This window comes from Parvimonas micra (assembly GCF_037482165.1).
Classification (GTDB): Bacteria; Bacillota; Clostridia; order Tissierellales; family Peptoniphilaceae; genus Parvimonas.
This window is the reverse complement of the sequence record NZ_CP148048.1, coordinates 1,256,011-1,281,416: the sequence shown is the minus strand read 5'-3', so window position 1 is coordinate 1,281,416 and position 25,406 is coordinate 1,256,011. Positions and strand designations below refer to the sequence as shown.

Sequence of the window (25,406 nt, the reverse complement as noted above, 5' to 3'; positions counted from 1 at the left end):
TACCCGGGAACCTTGTTGTTTCACAATAAAAACTCGTCTAACATGTTTAGATGAGTTTTTTTATACAATATAGAATATTCGATATGAAAATAATTTAATAAAAATTTTTTCATAATAAAAAGCTCCTTAAATAATAAATACGATATTTTAAAATTAACATTATAAGTTTACAATATCAATTTATCCTATCATATATTATAATTTTATTTTATGTCAATATATAAGAGAAAAATAATAGTTATTATATTTGACAAATAATAATAATTATGATATTCTTGTGATAACGATTTACCTAGAGATAAAATTAAATAGATAAATTATTTTTTCGAGATATATCTTATATAAGCTTTTAGTGATTTTTGTTTTGGGAGGTAGTTATGTGTAATTTGTTTTTTAAATATTTTATAAAACAGAAGAAGAATATATTATTTCTTATTATAATTATAAGTTTTGGTCTAATTATGTCCTCCGTTTCAAAAATTGAAAACAAGAAGACTAATGATGAATATATTTCTTCCAAGGAAGAGTCATTAAAATATCATGAATCGATTGTCAAAGAAGCCGAAGAAAAATTATCTCAAAACAATCTTACAAAAGAGGAAATAGAAGATTTAACTAGAGATAGAGAAGCTTTTTCAAAGTTATTAGAAGATGACAAGGTCAAATATGAAGCTAGTAAAAATTATGATTGGAAAACTTTATATGAAATATATATGAAATTTCTTAAACCTGAAAAAACTAATAGTTTTATTGCTATGGGTTTAAATACAATTGATATTCATCCATTAACTATTGAAATAACGTATGAAACCTTAAAATATTTAAAAGACAATAATATTCCTTCAGCTCATCCTTTAAAATTGCAGAGAACAGAGTTTGACCAACCTCGAACTTCAGAAGAAGAGGAAACTTTAAATCTAAATAGTAAAAAAACTCTAGTAGGAACTTCGCATAGATTATGGGACTTTTTTACAAATAATTTAGTATTAATCTATACTTTTATAATTGTAGTAACTTTTGGTATTTTATTTTCAAAACTGGAGGAGAGTCAAAATAAAACTATTAGATTTTTAAGGACATCGGGGGCAAGTAAATTTAGGATTGTATCGTCGGGACTTTTCACAGGTGGAATTTTAACTATTTTGCTTGGACTGTTGATACCTGTAATGTTTTTTGGAATAGAATTTATGATAAATGGTTCATCATCTTTTAAATATCCGATTACAACTTATATTGTAAAAAGTGATTATTTTTCACTTATGAGTTTTGGATATAAGATTGTTCCAATATCTAATGTTTTAATAAAAAGTTTGATTTTGTTCTTGCTCTATGGAATATTTGTTTTCCTTGTTACAAGTACAATTTCAACTTTTGTAAAATCAAGTGTAAAATCTGTTATTTTATCCTTTGGACTTATAGCAACTTTACAGATGTTTAATAAATGGTATAATCCGTTTTCGTACTGGAGAGTTGGAAAGATTGCTGACGGAAGTATAAATATTTTATCTAAAACAATTACTTACAGTTTTAACAAATCTTGTAAAATTTTGATAATTGTAATTTGTATTTTAACAATTTTATTAATTTGTATAGCTCTTATGCAGGATAAAAGGGAAAATATTTAACATACTAATTAAAATATGTTATAAGTACGGTAGAGAGTTTATTGAGCATAAAATGGAATTGATGAATTTGAAAGGGAGATAATATTATGAAAAAATTATTCAAAAAGATTTTGTTAACTATATGTTTAATGGTGACGATTTTTTCTGTGATGTCTGTATCTACTACAGCAGAAGAAGTTGTGAAAAAATCATATAAAAATTATGAAGTTAAAGGAGAAGTGGCTCCAAGTACAATATATATTAGTAATTATTTTGTTGCTACCAAAGGATCATTGAAAGGAACTCACCCTTACAATAGAAAGCATGGTAGATTTTACTATAGGGGAACTTTATATCTAACAAGTTATCAATCCACTGGAGATGGATATTTAGCATATTATTCTGGATACGTTAAAAGAAGATAATATAATATTGCCCAATAAACTCTCACTATTTTTTGGAGGCATATATGTGTAATTTGTTTTTTAAATATTTTATAAAACAGAAGAAAAATATTTTATTTCTTATTATACTTTTAATTCTTGGATTTGGAACATCATCAATATCCAAGTTTGAAAATTATAAAAATATAAAAAAACAAATTGAAATTAATATGAGTGTAATTGAAGATGTAAAATTATCTTTAGAATATTTCAAGCAAGAATTAAAAGAAGGAAAACTTTCAGAAGAAGATAAAAAATTAAACGAAGAATATCAAAAAGATTATATCAAAATTATTAAAAATAGAAGTGAAATGATTGATAAAATAGAAAATTTAGATTGGGAATTTCTATATGTTAAAGAGTTAGAAAGTCTTAAAGATTCTGATGGGAATTTTACAATTATAGACTTAAATAATGATTTAGTTAAGGATTATCATATTAATAAATTGACAGTTGAAGTCACATTTGAAACTTTAACATATCTAAAAAAATATAATATTCCTTCAGCTCATCCATTATTTTTAGAAAAAACAGAGTTTGAACAACCTAGAACTTCAGAAGAAAGTAATCTTCTTGACTATTATAGCAAAAAAACTTTAATAGGAACATCCCACAGATTATGGGACTTTTTTACAAATAATTTAGTGTTAATATATACTTTTATAATTGTAGTAACTTTTGGTATTTTATTTTCAAAACTGGAGGAGAGTCAAAATAAAACAATTAGATTTTTAAGGATATCGGGGGCAAGTAAATTTAGGGTTGTATCGTCGGGACTTTTCACAGGTGGAATTTTAACGATTATACTTGGACTATTGATACCTACAATATTTTTTGGAATAGAATTTTTAATAAACGGGTCATCATCTTTTAAATATCCGATTACAACTTATATTGTTAAAAGTGATTATTTTTCACTTATGAGTTTTGGATATAAGATTGTTCCAATATCTGATGTTTTAATAAAAAGTTTGATTTTGTTCTTGCTCTATGGAATATTTGTTTTCCTTATTACAAGTACAATTTCAACTTTTGTAAAATCGAGTGTAAAATCTGTTATTCTATCCTTTGGACTTATAGCAACATTACAGATGTTTAATAAATGGTATAATCCGTTTTCATACTGGAGAGTTGGAAAAATTGCAGATGGCAGTATAAATTTTTTATTTAAAACTATTACTTACAGTTTTGATAAATCTTGTAAAATTTTGATAATTGTAATTTGTATTTTAACAATTTTATTAATTTGTATAGCTTTTATTCAAGATAGAAGGAGGAATGGATATGCCTAGTTTGTGTATAAAAAATCTTACTAAAAGATATGGAGAGAATGTAGTTTTAAATGATTTATCTTTAGAGCTTGACAATGCAGAGGTTTGGGCTTTGGTCGCACCTAACGGAACGGGAAAAACTACTCTTTTAGATTGTATTACAAATTTGATTAGCTATCAATCAGGACAGATTACTGTAAATGGTATAGACAATAGAGATAATGCTATTTTTAAAAAATTGTCGTATTTGCAAGATGCAAGTATTTTATTTCCAAATTTAACGGGACTTGATCATTTGAAATTTGTAGCAAATATACAAAAATTACCAAAGACTAGAATAAAAGAAATTGTAAGTCTAACTAAGATTGAAAAATTTTATAAAAGACCAGTTAAGACATATTCTTTGGGAATGAAACAGAGATTACTTTTGGCTATTGCTCTTATAAATAATCCTGAAGTTTTATTGCTTGACGAACCATTTAATGGACTTGATCCGAGCAGTCAAATTGAGCTTAGAGTGATGTTAAAGGAAATTTCGAAAAAGGGAACTCTTGTAATTTTATCAACACATTTTTTAGGAGAAATTAGCCAATTAACTGATAATCTTCTATTCATAAAGAATAAAAAAATTGTAAAAAAGATTGTGGAAGATGAATTTTTAATCTATGCTATTGATACTACTTCCAATGAGCAATCTTTAGAAATTTTATCTCCATTTGTAGTAAGTGCTGAAATTGAAAAAGATATGATAATTTGCCAGTTTAAAAAGAATTCTTTTGACGATGCAATTAAGGCAATACAAGATAAAGGCATAAAATTAATTAAAATAAGAGAGCATATAAATGCGTCTGAACAGATGTATCAAAGATTGTTTGCTGAGTAGGTGAATGTTATGAATACATTTATATTAGAATGTAAAAAATTTATAAGAAGTAGAGTATTTGTAGTAATTCTAGGTGTTGTTTTTGTGTTGTTAGCTTCTCTATTTTATAAAAATTATTTAAATTTTCAACAAGTTGAAGCAGATAAAAAACATGAGTTACTTATGGTTAAAGAAAAAATAGGATTAATTTTATATCCTAAAGGTAAAAATGCTTCTTGTAGATATTCTGGAGATAAAGATAAAATGGCTTTGTTGAAAGAATCTCTTAATATAGCTGAAAATACTGTAAAACTTAGATATAGTGGAAATGAAAGAGGCTTTATGGAAAGCGCTATATTGATGTATGAAAAAATCATTGAAATTAAGGAAAATGATATAGATTTTTCTATGTCAAAAAGTTATGCACAACATGAAAAAGAAAGGCTATCCGAAATAATTAAAGTAAATGGAACTTATCAATATGAAGAAGCTCCGTTGGATGGAGTTTTAGTTGAATACAATAATATAAAGTATATTCTAGCTGTAATTTTTTTGGTAACTCTATTTTATTTCTTTATAACTACTTATTTAGACTTTTACTATCATAAGGGATTTTTATTTACACTTCCTATAAAAAAGACGAGTTTTATAGTTTCGAAGGCTATTATTTCTTTTATTATTAATATTGTATTAATAATAAGTCAATTTGGATTAAGTTTAGTTTTTTCATACTTTTGGAAGTGGAAAATTGCTTTTGATTACCCTGTTTTTCACGAGTTGGCTGGTGGATTTTTACCTGTAAAAAAGGCTTTACTTAATTATATTGAAATAGAAATTGCAGTATGTTTTATTGCATTGCTTATTTCTACTGTTTTGTACGGTTTATATATTAAAATTAAAAAATAAATTTTTTTTACTGTGAAATAGTTTGAAAATCATTTTACAGTATTTTTTTACTTTAATATTTTTTGATTTTGATAAAATTGTTTTATAAATTTTATGTATTTTATAGGGAAAATTTGTGAATTTATTTTTCTAAAGTGTTTTATTTTATTAAAATCTATGATATAATAATGTTGGAGTTTGTAAACGATTTAATTGTAATTATAAATTTATTTTTAAAGGAGTGATAAAATGTCAGCACCTACTATAAAAGATGTAGCTAAATTAGCAGGAGTTTCAATTTCTACTGTTTCAAGAGTTATGAATGAATCAAAACCTGTTAGTCCAGAATCAAGAAGAAAAGTTTTAGATGCAATAAAAAAATTGGATTTTAAGCCTAATGAATTGGCAAGAAGTCTTGTAATGAGAAAATCAAATATGATTGGGGTAATTGTTAAAGATATTGGTATTTCTTATATGGCTCAAATTATTAGAGGAATTGAAGAAATTGGAAGAATGTACAATTATGATATTTTGCTTTCTAGTACATATGGAGATATTGAAGTAGAGCATAAGATTATCGAATTTATGTGCACTAAACAGGTTGAAGGAATAATTATGATTAGTGAAAAAATTAATCCTGAAATTCTGTTTAAGTTGAAAAGTAAAAAAATTCCTTTTGTAAGACTTGATAAATTTTACGAATATACAGATGAACATACTGTAAGTATAGACTATAAATCAACTTGTAATAAAATGACTAATTATCTTATAGATGAAGGTCATGAAAGTATAGTTTTTATAAGTGAAGATGTTACAAGTAGAATTGGTAGAGAAAAACTTGCAGGATTTAATGAAGCTGTTGCACAAAGAAAAGTAAAATCAGCGCTTATAAATGCAAAAGATATAACAGTTCAAACAGGATATGATATGGGAGAAGAAATTTTCAAACTTATCAAAGAAAATAATTCAACTGTTGTTTTTGCAAGTGAAGATGCTTTAGCTATCGGTTTTATTAGTTATTGTTACGATAATGGTCTTAAAGTTCCACAAGACATTTCAGTTGCAGGGTTTGGTGATGATATAATTGCATCAATTTATAGACCTGCCCTTACAACGATAGAAGAACCATATTATGATATGGGAGCAATCTCTATGAGAAAGTTGATTAAGGAACTTAGAAACGAAGAAAAATTAAAAGATGTTACAATCTTGCCTTCAAGAATAATTGAAAGAGGTTCGGTTGCAACATTCACTAAGAAAGATAAGTAAATAAATTTTAAAAATGCTCTTCTTTTTGAAGAGCTTTTTTTGAAATGAAAGAAGGTGATAGAATGGGGATATATTGGGCTGTTCGAGATGGCTTTAAAAAGGCAAAAACTAGATTTTTATTTGGATTAATTTTTGATATTCTTAGTAGTTTCATTTTGATATATATAATTACTCTTTCTGGAACTATTGTAGATTTGTTTAAAAGTCCAAATTTTGAAGCTGTTAAAGTTTATAAATATGTGGGTTTAATGGTTTTTTTAGGAGTAGTAAACTTCTTTGGCTTTATGACTTTTTCATATTTAGCCTATGGATCAGGTGCAAAGCTAAAAATGTATTACAAAGATATAATCTTTAGAAAAATCTTAAAAAAGTCTCCTGACTTTTTTCAAAAAAATACTGCAGGTGATGTAATCGGACTTGCAGATAACGAAACAAAGTATATATACGACTATTTTACTTTTGGAATTCTATTAGCTTGTGATTCTATTGTTATGCCTTTAATATGTGCAAGTTATTTGGTGTTTTTTATTTCTTGGGAGCTTACAGTTGCTGTTATGTTGCCATTTGTTTTTACTGCAGTAATCACAAATAAAATTAGTAATAAAGTAGGAAAAGTTAATGAAGAAATGAATTTGACTTTTGGAAAGTCAAGTCAAGAGATTTTGGAAATAATTGAAGGAATAAAACTTATTAAAAGTTATGTAAATGAGGAAGTAAGACAAAAGAATATTTCTAAAATCATTAAATATTATTTTGACTTAGCTTTTATAGAAGTAAATCTTTGGATGTTATCATTTCTTTCAAACTCCTTTATAAGGTCAATTTCCATGGTTATTGGACTTTTTTATGGAGCGTTTTTAGTAAGAAATGATAGTATTACAGTTGGGAAACTTGTAACATTCTTTGGATTAGCTGAGATGTTGGCTTGGTCTTTTTGGGGACTTGGAGATTGTATAAATACTTATAAAAGAGCTTTAGTTTCTATAAATAGAATAAATCTTTTACTTGATGATAAGACAGAAATAGAAAACGGAGATAGAATTTTAGAGAACTTTTCCACTATGGAATTTAAAAACTTTTCTTTTAGTTATCCCGGAGAAAAAGAAGTTTCACTTAAAGACATCAGTTTTAAGTTAAATAAAGGAGAAACTTTAGGAATAGTTGGAAAAAGTGGAAGTGGAAAGAGTACATTAGTTAAACAGATTTTAAGATTTTATAATTTTGATAAAAATAGGATTTTTATAAATGATATTCCTTATGAAGACTATGATATTACGTCAGTAAGGAATAAATTTGGATATGTAAGTCAAGAGAATATTTTGCTTTCTAAAACTGTCAGAGAAAATATTTTATTTGGAAGTATTGCTGAAAGTGATGAAAAAATTATAAATGTTCTAAAAAAGGCAGATTTTTACAAAGATATACAAAATTTGGAAAAAGGACTGGATACTATTGTCGGAGAACGTGGTCTTGGACTTTCAGGAGGACAAAAGCAAAGAATTTCTCTTGCCAGAGCTTTATATCGGGATCCTGAAATTTTAATTTTAGACGATTCTTTTTCTGCAATTGATGCGAATACTGAAAGTAAAATTGTAAATTCTCTTAAGGAAAATAGAAAAAATAGGACAAATATAATTATTTCTCATAGAATTTCTGCAGTTGAACATTCTGATTTGATTTTAGTTATGGACAATGGAGAAATAATCGACAGAGGTACTCATGAAGAACTTATTTCTAGAGATTCTTGGTATAAGGAACAATTTGAGTATCAAAGTTTGGATAAGGAGGAAGAAGATGAAAAATAGTAAATTAAAATTTTTAACTTCCTACCTTTTAGAAGAAAAATTCCTGTTTTTTACAGGCTCAATCTGTACTGTATTTAGAGTTTTTCTTGATGTATATTTACCAACTGTAATTTCTTCAATTATAGATGCAGATTTAGTCAATATGGAAAATTTTTATTCTTTTATTGTTCAAAAAGCACTATTATATCTGGGACTTAATGTATTGCTTTTAGTATTTTTATTCTTTGTAAGAATTTGTTTTAATAAACTATCTTGTAATATTGCATATAAAATTCAATTCAGTTTAATAAGACATATGCAAAACTTTAAAATGCAATATTTTGACAGTTCTTATGCCGGAGATTTGGTTTCAAGATTTACAACAGATACTAATACAATTAAAGAGTTATATCAAACTCTTTTAAATGATCTTTTGGGTTTTGTGTTGAATTTGGCAATGATGCTTACTGTTATGTTTTATATCAGTCCATATCTGCTATTAATTGTTTTAATTTATTTACCACTTATGTATATGGTAACTAAATATTACGGAGAAAAACTTACAGCAGTTACTAAAACAATAAGAAAACATGAAGGAATTACAAGCTCAATTTATAATGAAACGATTAAATCATTACCTGTAATTCAAGTCTATGGAAATGAAGATTTGATGATTGAGTCTTTTGAAAGAGAAAATAAAGAAGTTGAAAAGAATTATATTAAGAGGACTATTTTAAATGCTTTATTCTCATGGAATTTAATTGATTTTACTATGATTTTTACAAATGCCATGATAATCTTAGTCTTTACAATTCTAAAAATTAATGGATTGGGATTAAGTGTTGGTATCTTATATGTTTTAATTGAGTATAATAAAAGAATTTTAAGACTTTTTATGAACTTTTTATCACAAATAAATAGATATAAGACAGCACTCGTTTCTTGCGATAGAATAATCAAAATTTTTGAAATAGAAGAAGAAAAAACTACGGATAGAGAAATTGACCTTGAAGGAAATATTGAATTTAAAAATGTAGGCTTTGAGTACAAAGAAAATGTTCCCGTTTTAAAGGATGTCAATTTTAAACTTGACAAAGGAAAGTCAATTGCTTTTGTTGGTGCTACCGGAAGCGGAAAGTCAACTATAATGAATTTGATTTTAGGATTTTATGAAAATCAAAGAGGGAAAATTTTATTTGACGGACAAAATATAAAAAATTTAAGTAAAGCTTCTTACAGAAAACAAATGGCTGTAGTTCTTCAAGATCCATATATTTTCACAGGAAGTATAAGAGATAATATTACTCTTAAAGAAGAAAATATAACTGAAAGTGAAGTTTTAGATGCAATAGTAAAAGTTGGTGGTAAAAATCTTTTACAAAAAAGAAATAACAATTTAGATTATGAACTGGCAATAAGCGGATCAGACTTATCTCTTGGAGAAAAACAAATCATTTGCTTTGCTAGAGCTATTGTTAGAAATCCAAAAGTTTTAATCTTAGATGAAGCAACAGCAAACATCGATACTGAAACGGAAAAAATAATCAACTATGGAATTGAGGTTTTGAAGCAGGGTAGAAGTACGATGATTATTGCACATAGATTGTCCACTGTAAAAAATTGTGATACAATAGTTATGATAGAAAATGGAAAAGTTTTAGAAACAGGTACACATGACGAGCTTATTGCTTTGAATGGAAAATATAAAACTTGGTATGAAATACAATCTGCAAAAGGGGACAATAATGAAGAAAGAGTATTATGATTTATATGATATAGTTATTAAGGATATAAATGCTGACGGATATTTTGTTTATTCCAATAAGGCAAAAAAATTCATAAGAGAAAAAACAAATATGACTGTTGATCAACAAAAAAGAGCATTTCAATTTTTTGAACTTATGGGCTATTTTAATCAACACGATAAATTCCCGAAGATTTATATAAGGAGTAAAAAATTAAAGGGTGGTTGTTAATTCAAAAGGGCTGTAAAAACAGCTCTTTTTTGTTGTTTTTTGCTTTATTAAGTATTATGATGTTAAATATTTTATTTGTTATAATTTTTTAAAATAACTCGTAAGCTGATTTATATTTAACGGTAAGCTATTAAACAAAGTTTTTTTCCTTATCCGTCATTTCGACTGTAGCGTTAGCAAAATGAATCTAGCCCTAACATTGATTATTTAATTTTAAATAATCAATAGTAGGTCTGACGCAAAGATTGTCCAAATCTTGATTTGGGTACAATCGACTGTGGAAATCTCCTAAAGCCCATGATTTTTTGCAACAAAAAAAGCAGATTGCTCTGCTTTTTACTAGTCCATATTGTATCTTTTTTTGAATTTTTCAATTCTACCACCTTTTTCAACAAATCTTTGACGACCTGTGTAGAATGGGTGAGAGTCAGAACTGATTTCGATTTTAATTAATGGATAAGTGTTACCATCTTCCATTTCTATTGTTTCATTTGAAGTTTTTGTTGACCCACAGATGAATTTATATCCACTTGTTGTATCCATAAAAACTACTTTATTATATTCTGGATGTATTCCCTTTTTCATTGTATTCACCTCACTTAAATATTATAAATTAATCACTTCGCATATTATATCATATCGTAAAATATAAATCAAGTATTTTTAATATATAAATTAAAAATATTTTGAAATATACAATATCATACAAGAAATATTTTGTAAAACTACTTTAATGAATTTGCGTTTTTGTTTTAAAAATGTTATTCTTATTGTAGTATGATTTTAGGAGATAGTTATGAGTAGAGCAGATGATATATTTATTTCAATGTGTAAAGATATACTTGAAAATGGAGTAGACACAAAGGGAGAAAAAGTTCGTCCTGTTTGGGAAGATGGAACAAAGGCATATACGATAAAAAAATTTGGAGTTGTAAATAGATACAATTTGGCGGAAGAATTTCCTGCACTTACACTTAGAAAAACAGCTATAAAATTATGTACTGACGAAATGCTTTGGATATGGCAAAAGAAGTCCAATAATATTAAGGATTTAAAGAGTCATGTTTGGGATGAATGGGCTGATGAAAACGGAAGTATCGGAAAGGCTTACGGTTATCAGCTTGGAGTTAAACATAAATATAAGGAAGGGATGTTTGACCAGGTTGATAGAGTTATTTACGATTTGAAAAACAATCCTTATAGTAGAAGAATAATTACAAATATTTACGTTCATGAAGATTTATCTGAAATGAATTTATATCCTTGTGCATATAGTATGACTTTTAATGTTATAGGGAACAAGCTGAATGCTATTTTAAATCAAAGGAGTCAAGATATTTTGGCAGCAAATAATTGGAATGTTTGTCAATATGCAATTTTGATTCATATGCTTGCTAGAGAATGTAATTTGGAAGTTGGAGAGCTTGTTCATGTAATAGCTGATGCTCATATCTATGATAGACATGTTCCGATTATAAAAGAACTTATTACTAGAGAAAAATTTCCTGCTCCAAAGGTTACTTTAAATCCTGATGTTAAAAACTTTTACGATTTTACATCAGATGATGTTATAATAGAAAATTATAAATGTGGAGAACAAATAAAAGATATTCCGATTGCAATTTAGGAGAAAATTATGAAAAGAAAAATTAATGTTTTTGATTATGCAAAAGAAATAATGTTAGCAGTTGAAAAGGGTGTTTTGCTTACAACAAAGTCAAAAGAAAAGGTAAATACAATGTCAATTTCTTGGGGAACTTTGGGAATAGAATGGAATAGACCGATTTTTACAGCATTTGTTAGAGAAAGTCGTTTTACAAAAAAATTACTTGATGAAAGTGGAGAATTTACTGTAAATATTTTTTTAAATAATTTTGATAAAAATATAATTGGAGTTTGCGGAACTAAATCAGGAAGAGATACCGATAAAATTAAAGATTTGAATTTAACTTTGATTGAACCTGAAATTGTCGATGTTCCTGCGATAAAGGAATTGTCTTTAACTTTGGAATGTAAGGTTATTTATAAACAAAAACAAGATGAAAATGCAATTCCCAAGGAAATAAAGGAAAAAAATTATCCTGAAAATGTGTCAGGAGAATTTTATGGAGCAAACAGGGATTATCATACAGCTTATTATGGAGAAATTGTAAGTGCATATATAATAGAATAAAATTAAATTTTTGTGTCAATTTTATAAAATTGACACTTTTTTAATTGTGAAATTATAAAAATATATTGACAAAATTAATTAAATTATATAACATATAGAGAGTTTATAGATTATACGGAGATGTTTTTATGGAATATAGAATTTTAAAAAGCGAAGAAATTGAAAAGGCATTCGCTTTGCGAGAGGAAGTTTTCGTCGATGAACAAAAAGTCCCACTTGAATATGAAGTTGATGACAGAGATAGTTTAGAAGATACAATTCATGTTGGAGTTTTTGAAGGAGATGAGCTTCTTGCAACTGCAAGGATTATGAATATAAATAAAGACATTGTCTATTTTGGAAGAGCCTGTGTAAAGAAATCTTGCAGAGGAAAGGGAGTAGGGAAGTTTTTATTTATAAGTATGGAAGAAACTGTAAAAAAATTTAAGAAAGAAAATGAAAAGAAGACAATCAGATTTTCAGCACAATATCATGCAATGACCTTTTATGAAATGTTAGGATATACTAAAGATAATGATGATATTTTTGTTGAAGTTGGAATAGAACATATTTCAATGAGTAAGATTGTGTAAGGAGTTAGTTTTGTATAAAAATTTAGTTATAGTAGAATCTCCAACAAAGGCTAAAACAGTGAGCAAAATGCTTGGAAGTAATTACAAAGTTGTAGCAAGTGTTGGACATATAAGAGATTTACCTAAAAGCAAAATGGGGATAGACATAGAAAATAATTTTGAACCTGAATATATAAATGTAAGAGGAAAGGCATCCAAGATTAAAGAATTAAAAGAGCTTTATAAAAATTCTGAAAACATATATCTTGCGACCGACCCCGACAGAGAAGGGGAAGCAATTTCTTGGCATATTGCCTACCTTTTAGGTCTTGATATTAATGCAAATAACAGAATAGAATTTCACGAAATTACTAAAAAAAGTATCAAAGAATCTATAAAAAATTCAAGAAAAATAGATATGAATTTAGTAAATTCTCAACAAGCTAGAAGAGTTTTAGATAGACTTGTAGGATATAAACTATCTCCGATTCTTTGGAAAAAAATAAAGAGTGGACTTTCTGCAGGTCGTGTTCAATCTGCAACTTTAAAAATTATCTGTGAACGTCAAGAAGAGATAGATAATTTTGTTCCGGAAGAATTTTGGAAGATCGAAGGGATACATAATGTCCAAAACATAGAGTTTAAATCACTATATTATGGAGAATATGAAAATAAAAAAATAGTAAAAAAAGAAATAAAAAATGAAAAAGAGGCTTTAAAAGTTGTAGAAAAAACAGATAAAGATAATTTTATCGTGGAAGATGTAAAAAAGGTAAAAAAAGAGAGAAAACCACAACCACCTTTTACTACAAGTACATTACAACAAGAAGCGGGAAGAAAATTAGGTTTTTCAAGCTCAATGACTATGAGTATTGCTCAACAACTTTATGAAGGGATTAATGTTGGTAAAGAAGGATCAGTCGGTTTGATTTCATATATGAGAACTGACTCAACTAGAATTTCATCAGAAATAGTTGCAGAGGCAATTGAGTATATTACCGAAAATTATGGGAAAAATTATGCAAGTAAAGGTAATGAGTACAATTTAAAGAAAAAAAATTCACAAGATGCTCATGAGGGTGTTAGACCAAGTAGTATTTTTAGAAGTCCTGAAAAAATAAAAAGCTATTTAACTGCAAATCAATATAAACTTTATAAATTAATTTGGGAAAGAACAGTCGCTTCTCAAATGAAAGCTGAAAGTTACGAAAGTACACAAATAGTTTTAAATTCTAATAATTGTATCTATAAATTAAATGGAAGATATACTTTATTTGACGGATTTTCAAAAATATATACTTCAAGTGATATTAAAGATGAACCATTGCCAAAACTTGAAGTTAAAGATGTAATAAAAGCTGAAAAAATAGAACAAAGTCAACATTTTACAAAACCGGTTGCCAATTTTACAGAGGCTACTTTGGTTAAAAAACTTGAAGAAAACGGGATTGGAAGACCAAGTACCTATGCTAGTATTATAAACAGTTTGACAAGCAGATTTTATATTTTAATTGAGAATAAAAAAATCATTCCAACGGATTTAGGAAAAAATGTAAATAAGTTTTTAGTTTCCAACTTTGAAACAATTATAAATGAAAAATTCACTATGGAAATGGAAGAAAAACTTGATGAAATAGCTGAAAATAAAAAGGATTGGAAAAAAGTTATTTCAGACTTCTATGCTGTTTTTGAAACATTTTTGAAAAGGTCTGAAGGAGATTCAGAGGATTATAAAATAAAAGATGAAGTTCTTGATGAAAAATGTCCACAATGTGGTAAAAATTTGGTTGTCAAAAAGACAAAATTCGGTAGATTTATCGGTTGTAGCGGATTTCCTGATTGTAATTATATAAAAAAGGAAGTTAAAGATACTGGGGTAAAATGTCCTAAATGTGGTGGAAGAATAATAGAAAAAATATCCAAAAAGAGAAAAGTTTTTTACGGTTGTGAAAATTATCCTGAATGTGATTATGCAATTTGGGACAAGCCTATAGCTGATAAAAAATGCGAAAAATGTGGAAAATTCTTAGTTGAAGTTAAAAATAGATTTAAACATGCACTAAAATGTTCCGACGAAAATTGTGATTTTGAGATTGATTTAAAGAAAAAGAAAAATGAAAAATAAAAGATTAGAACTTAACAAATTCGCTTTTCCACTTATGGTAAACTTCATTCTAAGTTATATTTTGGAGTTATCCGATATTGCTATCGTTGCAAGAGTTTCAACACCCGCATTTAATGCGGTAAATTTGATTTCTTCAACATTATATACTATAAGTGGAGTTTTAGGAGCGACTGCAATAATTATAAATACAAAACTTGGAGAAAAACTGGGACAAGGAGATAAAAAAGGTTTAAATTATGAATTTTTTTCGTCTCTTGCTATAAATATTTTTATCGGAATTATATTCTTATTATTAATGTTGATAGGAAAAACATATTTTTTAAAAATATTCTATAATTTGTCCGGAGAAACTTTGAAACAAGGTATTTTGTTTTCATATCCTATGAGTTTTTGCGTCTTGTTACAACTATGTTTATTTACATTTGGGGCGTATTTTAGAATTTCAAATATGACAAAATGGATTTTAATAGGCTCTACTATTTCTTCAGTTTTAAATCTGTGTTTAGATTATTTGTTTGTTCTTGGAAAATTCGGTTTTCCAAAACTTGGAATTACTATGGTCGGATTTACTACAGTTTTTTCAATGTTTGTAAATCTTCTTATTTACATTTTTGTATTGAAAAATAAATTAAATTTAAAATTTGAATTAATAAAAAGCTATTTTATAAATGGAATTAATCATTTTAAATTAGCTTTTCCTATTATGATACAGGAAATTTTTGACGGAACTATTTTTGTTATTATTTTCAATATGATTGTTATTAGAATAGGAAATAACGAATTTGCTGGATATTCAATAATTACAAATTTGATTATGTTTTTATTTACTTTTAAACATATCTATGGTTCTGCGACTTTGAGTTTAATAAGCATAAGTTCCGGCGAGAAAAACTTTAGAAATTTGATAGATTATCCTAAAATTTCTGTTAAGATTACAACTGTATTATTTATCTTTGGAAGTGCATTATTCTTTATTTTTAGAGAATATTTACCTAAACTTATTACAGATGACATTTCTGTACAAAATATTACTACAAAATTTTTGATTTTTTTCTTAGTTGCAAATATTTGTAGTTCATATTCATACATATACAAATGTGCTTTACAAGGTTTGAATAAAAATATGTTTTTATTAAAAACAACTGCAGGAGTAAATATCTTAAGTCTTATTTTAATGTTGATATTAACACAAATTTTTGATTTATCTCTATTTGGAGTTGCATTTTCACAATTTGTGAATGAATTTATATTGAGTATAATATTTTTGAAATATTATAGATATATTATAACTGATGAATTTTATAATTTGACAAAAGATTAAATAATGTATATAATTTATTTGGTTAAAATATTTAGATTTTTTTATAAAAAACTTTTGGAGGCTGGTTATGAAAATATTAGTTGTTATTGATGTTCAAAATGATTTTGTTGATGGTAAGTTGGGAACTCAAGAAGCTATAAATATGATTCCTAATTTAAAGGAAAAAATTAAAAACTTTGACGGAGAAATTATTTATACAATGGATACTCATGATGATAATTACTTAAATACTCAAGAGGGTAGAAAACTTCCTATAAAACATTGTATTAAAGGAACTGATGCTTGGAAAATCAGAGAAGGTATCTATAAAGAAAATTGTAAAATTTTTGAAAAAGCAGGTTTTGGCTCCAGCGACTTGGTTGAGTATTTAAAAAGCATAAACGAAAAAGAGAAAATTGAAAGTATTGAATTTGTTGGAATTTGCACAGATATTTGTGTGATTGTAAATACTTTAATGATTAAAGGATTTTTACCTGAAGTTGAATTAATTGTAGATAGTAAATGTTGTGCGGGAGTTACTCCACAAAGTCATAACACAGCATTAGAAGCTATGAAAATGTGTCAAGTTGATATTTTGTAAAAAATAAATTATTTAATTAAGCAAAAAAATGCAAAAACACGATATGCAATAATATACCATTGCAATCGTGTTTTTTCTTGTAAAGATAGTTGGTATATGGTATAATAGACAATAATTAAAATAGAGCTTATCTATTTTGATTTTGATATATTTATTATATGGAGGTGAGATAATGGACTGTATATTTTGCAAAATTGTTAATGGAGAAATTCCGTCTAATAAAATTTATGAAGATGATAATATAGTTGCATTTAACGATTTATCACCTCAATCTCCAATTCATTTTTTAGTAATCCCTAAAAAACATATTGAATCCTGTAATTTTGTAGATAAGGAAAATGCAGAAGTAGTTGGGAAAATATTTCTAAAAATTTCTGAACTTGCTAAAGAAATGGGATTTGATAAATCAGGTTATAGAATAGTTAATAATTGTAATGATGATGGTGGACAAACCGTTAAACACTTACATTTTCACGTTCTTGCAGGACGTAGTTTAAATTGGCCACCAGGTTAAAATTAAATATATTATAAAAATTTATAAATTTTATTAATTATACTAAAAAATATAGTGAATTTACTTGAATTTATATCATTTTTGTTGTATAATATTTATGTTATTTCTCAAGACAGATTTTGTCTATATAAGAGAGGGGGGATATCATGGCAGAGATCAGAGTTGGCGAAAACGAATCTTTGGATAATGCGTTGAAAAGATTTAAAAGACAATGTGCACGTGCTGGAGTGCTTTCAGAATATAGAAAAAGAGAACATTACGAAAAGCCAAGTGTAAAGAGAAAGAAAAAATCAGAGGCAGCAAGAAGAAAAAAGAAAAAATTCTAAGCTGTTTAAAATTTAATTTTTTGAATTAACTAAAGTCCTTTATTTGAGGACTTTTTTTATTACGAAGTAACAAGGTTCTCAGTGGTGCTGAGGTTCTTATTAAAATTAATGAAAGAAAAGACTTAACTATTAGATTTAATAGTTAACAAGTAAATAAATGAGCAGTATTATAATACAATTTTTCAATAATTTGATTTTAATGTTAAAGTTTATTTGTAATTCAGAAATTTTTATGAGATCTCTCGACTTCGCTCGAGATGACGTGTTGGGAGATTCTCTTTGCAAAGTATTGTGACGTGAGTGTTTTTTAATTTCTATAAGATTTAAAAATTATTATTTAAGTTTATTTACCTTTAACGTAAATCTATTAAACGAAGAATTCCTACTTATACGTCATCTCGACCGGAGTGAAACGGAGCGGAGAGATCTCATACTTTTGCTTTAGCAAAAGTAAATGTATCGAAGATACATATAGAATTTTTTTTATTTAAAATATTGATTTTTATATAAACATTTGATATAATATTATAAACTGTTGTTTAAGGAGGTATTATGACAAAAAGAGAACAAGAACTTTTAGATATAATAAAAGAAAATCCTTATATTTCTCAAAATGAACTCGCTGATTTGCTTAATATAAAGAGATCCTCGGTTGCAGTTCATATTTCAAATTTGATTAAAAAAGGTTATTTAGTTGGAAGAGCTTATGTGATTAACTCGAATTTATCAAAAGAAGTTTGTGTTATTGGTGGATGTAATATTGATTTTATTGCAAAAAGTTTTGAAAAAATTAATATGAAAGATTCCAATCCAGGAACTTTGGAATATTCTTTTGGAGGGGTTGCAAAAAATATCGCTGAAAATTTACTTAAAATGGGAATAGATAATAAATTTATTTCTGTATTTGGTGATGATGTCTATTCAAGAGAAATCAAAGATTATTTGAAAAAAATCGGATTGGATTTTTCAAACAGTAAATTTTTAACTAATAGAGGTATGTCAAATTATATTTCTATTTTGGATGAAAACAATGATTTATTTACTGCCATTTCTTCAATGGAAGTTTTGGATGAAATCAATATTGAATTTATTTCTAAACTTATTTATTTAATCAAGAGTTATAAGTATATAGTTATGGATACGAATTTAAGGGAAGATGTTCTTGAATACATCTGTAAAAATTGCCCTAATTCAAAGATAATTGTAGATTGTGTTTCTAGAAAAAAGGCTTTAAAAATTAAGAAATTATTGAAATATATCTATCTTTTAAAACCAAATATTTACGAAGCTGAAGAATTAACTGACATTACTTATGAAAATGAAAGTGATTTAGAAAAGATTGTGAATGTATTTTTAGAAAAAGGTGTTCAAAAAGTTTTTATTTCGATGGGCGAAAAGGGAATTTTATATGCCGATAAAAATGAGAATGGAATAGTAAGGATAAATGAAAAACCAAAGATTGAAAATACTTCTGGTTGTGGTGATTCTGCTATGAGCGGAATAATCTTTGGAGTTGTTAATGAAAAAGATATTTTAGAATGTGCAAAACTTGGAAATGTTGCAGGATTTATAACTGCACAGTCTGTGGATACAGTAAGTGAAAATATAAGCGAAAAAAATCTATTAAATTTTGGAGGAAGTTATGAAATTAGAAAAATATTTAACAGTTAGTGAAGAAGTAAAAAATGCAATTAAAGAAAATAAACCGGTTGTAGCTTTAGAATCAACAATAATATCACATGGAATGCCTTATCCTAAAAATGTTGAAACAGCACTTGAAGTTGAAAAAGTTGTTAGAGAAAACGGAGCAATTCCAGCTACAATAGCTATTATAAATGGAGAAATTAAAGTTGGGCTAACAAAAGAAGAAATTGAAGTAATCGGGAAAGCTGGACTTAGTGTAACAAAAACTTCAAGAAGAGATTTAGCTTATGTTGTTGCTAATAAATTAAATGGAGCTACAACTGTTGCCGCAACAATGATTTGTGCAGAAATGGCAGGAATTAAAGTTTTCGCAACAGGTGGAATCGGTGGAGTTCATAGAGGAGCGGAAACTACTATGGATATTTCTGCAGATCTTGAAGAATTAGGAAATACAAATGTTGCAGTTGTTTGTGCAGGTTGTAAATCAATTTTAGATATGGGACTTACTTTAGAATACTTAGAAACAAAGGGAGTTCCTGTTTATGGATACCAAACAAATATATTACCTGCATTCTATACAAGAGAAAGTGATTTTAAAGTTAGTAAAATAAATTCAGAAGAAGAAATTGCAAGAGTTTTAAAAGCTAAATGGGATTTAGAGCTTAATGGTGGAGTTGTAATTGCTAATCCTATTCCGGAAGAATTTTCAATGGATAGAAATTTAATTGACAAGACAATTTTAGATGCTTTAAAAGAAGCAGATGAAAATGGAATAAAAGGAAAAGACACAACACCATTCCTACTTGATAAAGTTCAAAAACTTACACAAGGAAAGAGCTTAGAAGCTAACATCAGATTAGTATTTAATAACGCAAAACTTGCAAGTAAAATAGCGATAGAATATTCAAAATTAGCATAAAAAGTCGGGAAACCCCGACTTTTTTGAATTTACAAAACAAAAGATTTGATTTTTTCGGTAGATAATGTTAGTATTTAAGTAGTAAAAAGCATTTTTTAGGAGGTTATTATGGCATCAAGTAAAGAATATTTAGAATATATCTTGGAACAGTTATCTGAACTTGAAGATATAAAATATAGGGCGATGATGGGAGAATATATTATCTATTATAAAGAGAAAGTTATTGGCGGAATATATGATGACAGATTTTTAGTAAAAGCTACAAAGAAAGCTATTGACTATGTTTCTGATGTACAATTTCAATTGCCTTACGAAGGAGCAAAGGAAATGCTATTAGTTGATGACGTTGAAGATAAAATGTATCTAAAAGGCTTATTTGATACAATGTATGATGAATTACCTTTCCCTAAAGTTAAGAAGAAAAAATAAAAAGAAGATTTTTTACAAATTTAGAGCAGACTACAAATTGGATAGAGTGAGGAATACAAAATGAAGTTAGATAAAAGTAAAAATAATATTATAAAAAAGTTTATAGGGATATTATTAATTATTGTTATTTACATACCTTTATATTTATTTTTATTTGAATATATTGATTGCAGAAGTTTGATGTATTTTTACCTAGTATTTATTAGTGTTTTTATACTAAAAATTATTCTATATATTTTCAATTTTAAAAATAAACTTATTGTAATTTCTTTCGCTGGGGATATTATGTTAAGTTCTAAATTTTTAGAGAGAGCTTTAATTTATGAAAATAAATATTTAGTTTTTTTGGATTTCTCTTTTGTGCTATTTTAGCACTTTATGTGAAATATGTTGAAGACGGAAAACTTTAGGGGTCATATTTGCTGTATATATAAATTAAAATGGATAGCATTTCGCTATCCATTTCAGAGCGCAGACAAAGCATAAATTTTGTCTGTGCTTTTTTTATGTATTTTTGTTTTTAATTAAAAATCATCTGAAATTTTGTTAAAATCTTAAATTTTCTATAAATTTCCTTAAAAATTAAAAAATTAGGTCTCTTTCTACCTAATCTGCTCATCATATTTGCTAATTTCTTCATATTTAGACACGCAAAAGTTAGGAGAGCTTTTATTTGCATTTTTGCTTTCCATTTCTCATTTGTATATCTAAATCCATGATATTCTTTTACCGTTCCGAATGTTCTTTCTATTGTCTCTTTTCTTCTCTTATATTCTTCTTTCCCTCTTTTTGTATATCTGTATTCTTCACATTCTTCTAAGTAATTCTTCCATATATGTCTCGTTATTACTTTTTGTTTGTTTTTCTTTCTGTACACTTATCTAAATTCTTACACTTACTGCATTTATTTTTATCACTTTTATATTCTCTATATCCCTCTCTTGTCGTCGTACTATATTTTATTATCTCATTTTCTGGGCAGATGTAACAATCATAATATTCATCATATACATAATCTCTTGGATAAAATCCTTCTTTTCTCTTTCCTTTTGACCTTGTGTATGGTAATACAGGTTGTATCTTATCATCTATCAACATCTTTGCTATTGCCGGTGTTTTATATCCTGCATCCATTACTATTTTTCTTAACTCGAATTTCTTTAAGTCCTTTTCGTAAAAATCCATAAATGTTTCACTATCATGTAAATTTCCTGCATAACTTCTACAAGCTAACACCCAGCCATTTTTATCACAACTTGTTTGTACACTATATGCAAAAACCTCTTTATGTTCTCCCTTATGGAATAATCCACTTTCTTTATCTGTTGTACTTTCTACTTTTTTTACTATTTCTTTTCCATTGGTGGGACTTAATTCCTTTTTCCCTTTTAATTCTCTATCTTTCTTTATCTCTTCATTTAATTGACTATGATATTTCTTTGCTTTCTTTTCTATCTTTACTTCTATATTCTTATGTCTATTCGCATGTGCTTTTACATGGGTTGAATCTACAAATTGTATCTTTTCATCTACAAAGCCTTGCTTCTCTGCTTGCCTTAATATATTTACAAATATCTTTTCAAATATATCTGTATCTTTAAACCTTCTCTTGTAATTTTGTCCATATGTTGTATAATGTGGTATCTTATCATAAAAATCATATCCTAAAAACCATCTATATGCTACATTTACCTCTATTTCTCTTATTGTTTGTCTCATACTTTTTATTCCAAAAATGTATTTTAAAAATATTATTTTAAAAAGTACTATTGGATCTATACTTGGTCTACCATTATCTAAACAATATTTATATTCTATTAAATCATAAATAAAGGAAAAATCTATTGTTTCATCTATTTTCCTTAAAAGATGACTCTCTGGAACTAAAGAATCTATACTTACCATTTGTACTTGATTTACTCTATTTTCATCATTCTTATGTAGCATTTTTAACATCTCCTTTTATATTATTATACTACTTTTTCTCTCTTTTCTCCACTAAAAAAGTGCCAATGTTTTCTCATTGACACCTTTGTCATCAATCTGAAATGGATAGCATTTCGCTATCCATTTTGTTTTTTATTTCTCTTAGTTAAAGTTTATTTACTTTGTTTAATTTTTGCTTGTGCTGCTGCAAGTCTTGCGATTGGCACTCTGAAAGGAGAACATGATACATAGTCAATTCCTACAGAATTTAAGAATTCAATTGTATCAGGATCGCCACCATGTTCACCACAAATTCCTACATGAAGATGAGGGTTAGTTTCTCTTCCAAGTTTGAAAGACATTTTTACTAATTTACCAACACCTTTTTGATCCAATTTTGCAAATGGATTAAAGTCGAATATTTTTTTATTTTCATATTCGTTTAAGAATTTTCCGGCATCATCTCTTGAAAAACCGAATGTCATTTGTGTTAAGTCATTTGTACCATAACTAAAGAATTCAGCTTCTGTTGCGATTTCATCAGCAAGTAGGGCAGCTCTTGGAATTTCAATCATTGTTCCAATTTTGTACTTAATGTTTTCATTCAATTCTTTTAAAGTCATTTCGATTTCTTCAACGATTTCTCTTTTTACATATTTTAATTCTTCAATTTCTCCAACTAATGGAATCATTATTTCAGGAGTAATTGAGATATTCAAATCTTTTTGTGCTTTTATTGCAGCATTTATTATAGCTTTTGCTTGCATTCTATATATTTCAGGATAAGTAACTGCAAGACGACAACCTCTATGTCCAAGCATTGGGTTTACTTCTTCCAAATCTGTGATTACATCTCTTAGATGACCTTCGTCGATATTCATTTCTTTTGCTAAGTTTTTAATATCTTCGTCTTCATAAGGTAAGAATTCATGTAGAGGTGGATCAAGTAATCTGATTGTTGCTGTTTTTTCTTTTAATACACAGTAGATATCATAGAAATCTTTTTCTTGCATTGGTCTAATTTTTTCTAATGCTTCAACTCTTTGTTCAATAGTTTCTGAAAGAATCATTTGTCTTACAACAGGTATTCTGTCTTTGTCAAAGAACATATGTTCAGTTCTACAAAGTCCTATTCCTTCAGCTCCGAATTCAATAGCTTGTTTTGCATCTCTAGGGTTATCAGCATTAGCTCTAACTCCTAAAACTTTTATTTCATTTACCCAATCCATGAATATTTTAAAGTTTCCTGTTAATTTTGGGTTTAATTTTTCAATTTCACCTTTGTAAATAATTCCTGTTGTTCCGTCAAGAGAAATTATATCACCTTCTTTGATAACCTCGTTTTGAGTTTTTATAACTTTTTCAATTTCATCAACTTTGATTTCACTTGCTCCTGCGATACAACATTTACCCATACCTCTTGCAACTACGGCAGCATGAGAAGTCATACCACCTCTTGCAGTCAAGATGCCTTCAGCTTCAACCATTCCTTCGATGTCTTCAGGAGAAGTTTCTTGACGAACTAAGATTACTTTTTCTCCTGATTTAACTGCATCAACTATATCTTTTGAGTGGAAATAAACTTTACCACTTGCAGCTCCTGGAGAAGCAGCTAGTCCTCTTGCCAAGATAGGAGTATTTTTCATCATTTCAGCATTGAAGATAGGGTGAAGAAGTTGGTATAAACTCTTTGGTTCAACTCTTAAAATAGCTTCTTCTTTAGAAATTAATCCTTCATTAACTAAATCTACTGCTACATTGATTGCAGCATCTGTAGTTCTTTTTCCGTTTCTTGTTTGTAATAAGTATAATTTACCTTTTTCAATTGTAAATTCCAAGTCTTGCATATCTTTATAATGTTTTTCCAAAGTTTTTGCAATTCTTAAGAATTCATCATAAACTTCAGGCATAATTTCTTTTAGTTTTTCAATTGATTCTGGAGTTCTAATACCTGCAACAACATCTTCGCCTTGTGCATTCATTAAAAATTCTCCGAATAATTTATTTTCTCCTGTACTTGGGTTACGAGAGAAAGCTACACCAGTACCACTTGTGTTACCCATATTACCGAAAACCATAGCTTGAACATTTACAGCAGTTCCAAGCGAATCGTCAATACCATTTAATTTTCTATAAACGATGGCTCTAGGATTCATCCAAGATTTGAAAACTGCTTTAATAGCAATGATTAATTGTTCAATTGGATCTTGTGGGAATTCTTTGCCTGTTTCTTGTTTGAAAATTTTCTTAAATTTTTCAACTAAAATTTTTAAATCTTCAGCAGTTAATTCAGTATCCATTTTTACATTTTTTTCTTCCTTGATTTTATCAAGTTCGTTTTCAAAATAAATTTTTGGAATTTCCATAGCAACATCGCTGAACATTTGGATAAATCTTCTGTAACTATCAAATGCAAATCTTTCATTATTTGTAGAGTTTGCTAGACCGATAACTGATTTATCATTAAGACCTAAGTTAAGAATAGTATCCATCATACCAGGCATTGATATAACGGCACCACTTCTTACAGAAAATAATAGAGGATTTTCTGTGCTTGAAAAACTTTTTTGTAGCTTGTTTTCACAGTCTTTTATGTGAGTTTTAATTTCTTCAATTAGACTTTCAGAAATTTTTTCGTCATTTTTGTAAAAATTATTACAAGCCTCAGTAGTAATAGTAAAACCAAAAGGAACATTTAGTCCAATATTAGTCATTTCGGCAAGGTTGGCACCTTTACCTCCCAATAAAGCTCTCATGTCTTTATTGCCTTCATCAAAATTGTAAACAAATTTGCTCATTTTTTC

At 27.4% G+C, this 25,406-nt stretch carries 22 protein-coding genes and 1 pseudogene; 20 read left to right on the top strand and 3 right to left on the bottom strand.

Going from position 1 to position 25,406, the window contains the following annotated elements:
• The first annotated feature begins 377 nt into the window (after nucleotides 1-377).
• From WFJ11_RS06180 to WFJ11_RS06140, 9 genes are all read left to right on the top strand, one after another.
• A complete protein-coding gene (locus WFJ11_RS06180) occupies nucleotides 378-1,625 on the top strand; it encodes an ABC transporter permease (RefSeq protein ID WP_338817199.1) in 1,248 nt (415 codons plus the stop codon).
• Between the two features lie 128 nt (nucleotides 1,626-1,753).
• The gene (locus WFJ11_RS06175; RefSeq protein WP_338817198.1) at nucleotides 1,754-2,029 is read left to right on the top strand and encodes a hypothetical protein; all 276 of its coding nucleotides are present in this window, start codon (nucleotides 1,754-1,756) and stop codon (nucleotides 2,027-2,029) included.
• A gap of 44 nt (nucleotides 2,030-2,073) precedes the next feature.
• Nucleotides 2,074-3,339 (top strand): hypothetical protein, encoded by a 1,266-nt coding sequence (locus tag WFJ11_RS06170; RefSeq protein WP_338817197.1) that lies wholly within the window; start codon nucleotides 2,074-2,076, stop codon nucleotides 3,337-3,339.
• Complete coding sequence (locus WFJ11_RS06165) at nucleotides 3,326-4,201, top strand: ABC transporter ATP-binding protein (protein ID WP_338817196.1); 876 nt, start codon at nucleotides 3,326-3,328, stop codon at nucleotides 4,199-4,201. Before WFJ11_RS06170 ends, WFJ11_RS06165 begins: the two co-directional genes overlap by 14 nt.
• A 9-nt stretch (nucleotides 4,202-4,210) precedes the next feature.
• On the top strand, nucleotides 4,211-5,086 hold the full coding sequence (locus tag WFJ11_RS06160) for a hypothetical protein (RefSeq protein ID WP_338817195.1): 876 nt from the start codon (nucleotides 4,211-4,213) through the stop codon (nucleotides 5,084-5,086).
• Nucleotides 5,087-5,314: 228 nt separating this feature from the next.
• Nucleotides 5,315-6,334 carry a LacI family DNA-binding transcriptional regulator gene (locus WFJ11_RS06155; protein ID WP_338817194.1) on the top strand — a complete coding sequence of 340 codons (1,020 nt, stop codon included), beginning with the start codon at nucleotides 5,315-5,317 and terminating at the stop codon, nucleotides 6,332-6,334.
• Between the two features lie 44 nt (nucleotides 6,335-6,378).
• On the top strand, nucleotides 6,379-8,139 hold the full coding sequence (locus WFJ11_RS06150) for an ABC transporter ATP-binding protein (protein WP_338817193.1): 1,761 nt from the start codon (nucleotides 6,379-6,381) through the stop codon (nucleotides 8,137-8,139).
• The gene (locus tag WFJ11_RS06145) at nucleotides 8,129-9,883 is read left to right on the top strand and encodes an ABC transporter ATP-binding protein (RefSeq protein WP_338817191.1); all 1,755 of its coding nucleotides are present in this window, start codon (nucleotides 8,129-8,131) and stop codon (nucleotides 9,881-9,883) included. The genes WFJ11_RS06150 and WFJ11_RS06145 overlap by 11 nt, the downstream gene beginning before the upstream one ends.
• A complete protein-coding gene (locus WFJ11_RS06140; protein WP_004832369.1) occupies nucleotides 9,864-10,094 on the top strand; it encodes a hypothetical protein in 231 nt (76 codons plus the stop codon). Before WFJ11_RS06145 ends, WFJ11_RS06140 begins: the two co-directional genes overlap by 20 nt.
• 339 nt (nucleotides 10,095-10,433) lie before the next feature.
• Here the strand turns inward: WFJ11_RS06140 and WFJ11_RS06135 are convergent, their stop codons facing one another.
• Nucleotides 10,434-10,679 (bottom strand): type B 50S ribosomal protein L31, encoded by a 246-nt coding sequence (locus tag WFJ11_RS06135; protein WP_004832367.1) that lies wholly within the window; start codon nucleotides 10,677-10,679, stop codon nucleotides 10,434-10,436.
• 211 nt (nucleotides 10,680-10,890) lie between these two features.
• Here WFJ11_RS06135 and thyA point away from each other — a divergent pair, with 211 nt between their 5' ends.
• The 11 genes from thyA (at nucleotide 10,891) to WFJ11_RS06080 (ending at nucleotide 20,676) form a co-directional block, all read left to right on the top strand.
• Nucleotides 10,891-11,721 carry a thymidylate synthase gene (gene thyA, locus WFJ11_RS06130; protein WP_338817190.1) on the top strand — a complete coding sequence of 277 codons (831 nt, stop codon included), beginning with the start codon at nucleotides 10,891-10,893 and terminating at the stop codon, nucleotides 11,719-11,721.
• 9 nt (nucleotides 11,722-11,730) lie between these two features.
• Entirely contained in the window at nucleotides 11,731-12,267 is a 537-nt protein-coding gene (locus tag WFJ11_RS06125) for a flavin reductase family protein (RefSeq protein WP_338817189.1), read from the top strand.
• A gap of 128 nt (nucleotides 12,268-12,395) precedes the next feature.
• A complete protein-coding gene (locus WFJ11_RS06120; RefSeq protein WP_338817188.1) occupies nucleotides 12,396-12,839 on the top strand; it encodes a GNAT family N-acetyltransferase in 444 nt (147 codons plus the stop codon).
• Nucleotides 12,840-12,849: 10 nt separating this feature from the next.
• Complete coding sequence (topA, locus tag WFJ11_RS06115; RefSeq protein ID WP_338817187.1) at nucleotides 12,850-14,943, top strand: type I DNA topoisomerase; 2,094 nt, start codon at nucleotides 12,850-12,852, stop codon at nucleotides 14,941-14,943.
• Nucleotides 14,933-16,264 carry an MATE family efflux transporter gene (locus WFJ11_RS06110; RefSeq protein ID WP_338817186.1) on the top strand — a complete coding sequence of 444 codons (1,332 nt, stop codon included), beginning with the start codon at nucleotides 14,933-14,935 and terminating at the stop codon, nucleotides 16,262-16,264. Before topA ends, WFJ11_RS06110 begins: the two co-directional genes overlap by 11 nt.
• Before the next feature lie 67 nt (nucleotides 16,265-16,331).
• Complete coding sequence (locus WFJ11_RS06105; protein WP_269721058.1) at nucleotides 16,332-16,844, top strand: cysteine hydrolase family protein; 513 nt, start codon at nucleotides 16,332-16,334, stop codon at nucleotides 16,842-16,844.
• A gap of 172 nt (nucleotides 16,845-17,016) precedes the next feature.
• The gene (locus tag WFJ11_RS06100; protein ID WP_338817184.1) at nucleotides 17,017-17,358 is read left to right on the top strand and encodes a histidine triad nucleotide-binding protein; all 342 of its coding nucleotides are present in this window, start codon (nucleotides 17,017-17,019) and stop codon (nucleotides 17,356-17,358) included.
• Nucleotides 17,359-17,504: 146 nt separating this feature from the next.
• Nucleotides 17,505-17,684, top strand: a complete 180-nt coding sequence (gene rpsU, locus WFJ11_RS06095; RefSeq protein ID WP_004832359.1) for a 30S ribosomal protein S21 — start codon at nucleotides 17,505-17,507, stop codon at nucleotides 17,682-17,684.
• 552 nt (nucleotides 17,685-18,236) lie between these two features.
• The gene (locus tag WFJ11_RS06090; RefSeq protein ID WP_338817183.1) at nucleotides 18,237-19,355 is read left to right on the top strand and encodes a carbohydrate kinase; all 1,119 of its coding nucleotides are present in this window, start codon (nucleotides 18,237-18,239) and stop codon (nucleotides 19,353-19,355) included.
• A complete protein-coding gene (locus tag WFJ11_RS06085; RefSeq protein ID WP_338817181.1) occupies nucleotides 19,327-20,247 on the top strand; it encodes a pseudouridine-5'-phosphate glycosidase in 921 nt (306 codons plus the stop codon). Before WFJ11_RS06090 ends, WFJ11_RS06085 begins: the two co-directional genes overlap by 29 nt.
• 108 nt (nucleotides 20,248-20,355) lie before the next feature.
• Complete coding sequence (locus tag WFJ11_RS06080; protein ID WP_314720399.1) at nucleotides 20,356-20,676, top strand: TfoX/Sxy family protein; 321 nt, start codon at nucleotides 20,356-20,358, stop codon at nucleotides 20,674-20,676.
• Nucleotides 20,677-21,196: 520 nt separating this feature from the next.
• Here WFJ11_RS06080 and WFJ11_RS06075 read toward each other — a convergent pair.
• Both WFJ11_RS06075 and ppdK read right to left on the bottom strand, forming a co-directional pair.
• Nucleotides 21,197-22,623: pseudogene (locus tag WFJ11_RS06075) on the bottom strand (IS1182 family transposase).
• A gap of 152 nt (nucleotides 22,624-22,775) precedes the next feature.
• Nucleotides 22,776-25,400 (bottom strand): pyruvate, phosphate dikinase, encoded by a 2,625-nt coding sequence (gene ppdK / locus WFJ11_RS06070; protein ID WP_338817180.1) that lies wholly within the window; start codon nucleotides 25,398-25,400, stop codon nucleotides 22,776-22,778.
• Nucleotides 25,401-25,406: the final 6 nt, after the last annotated feature.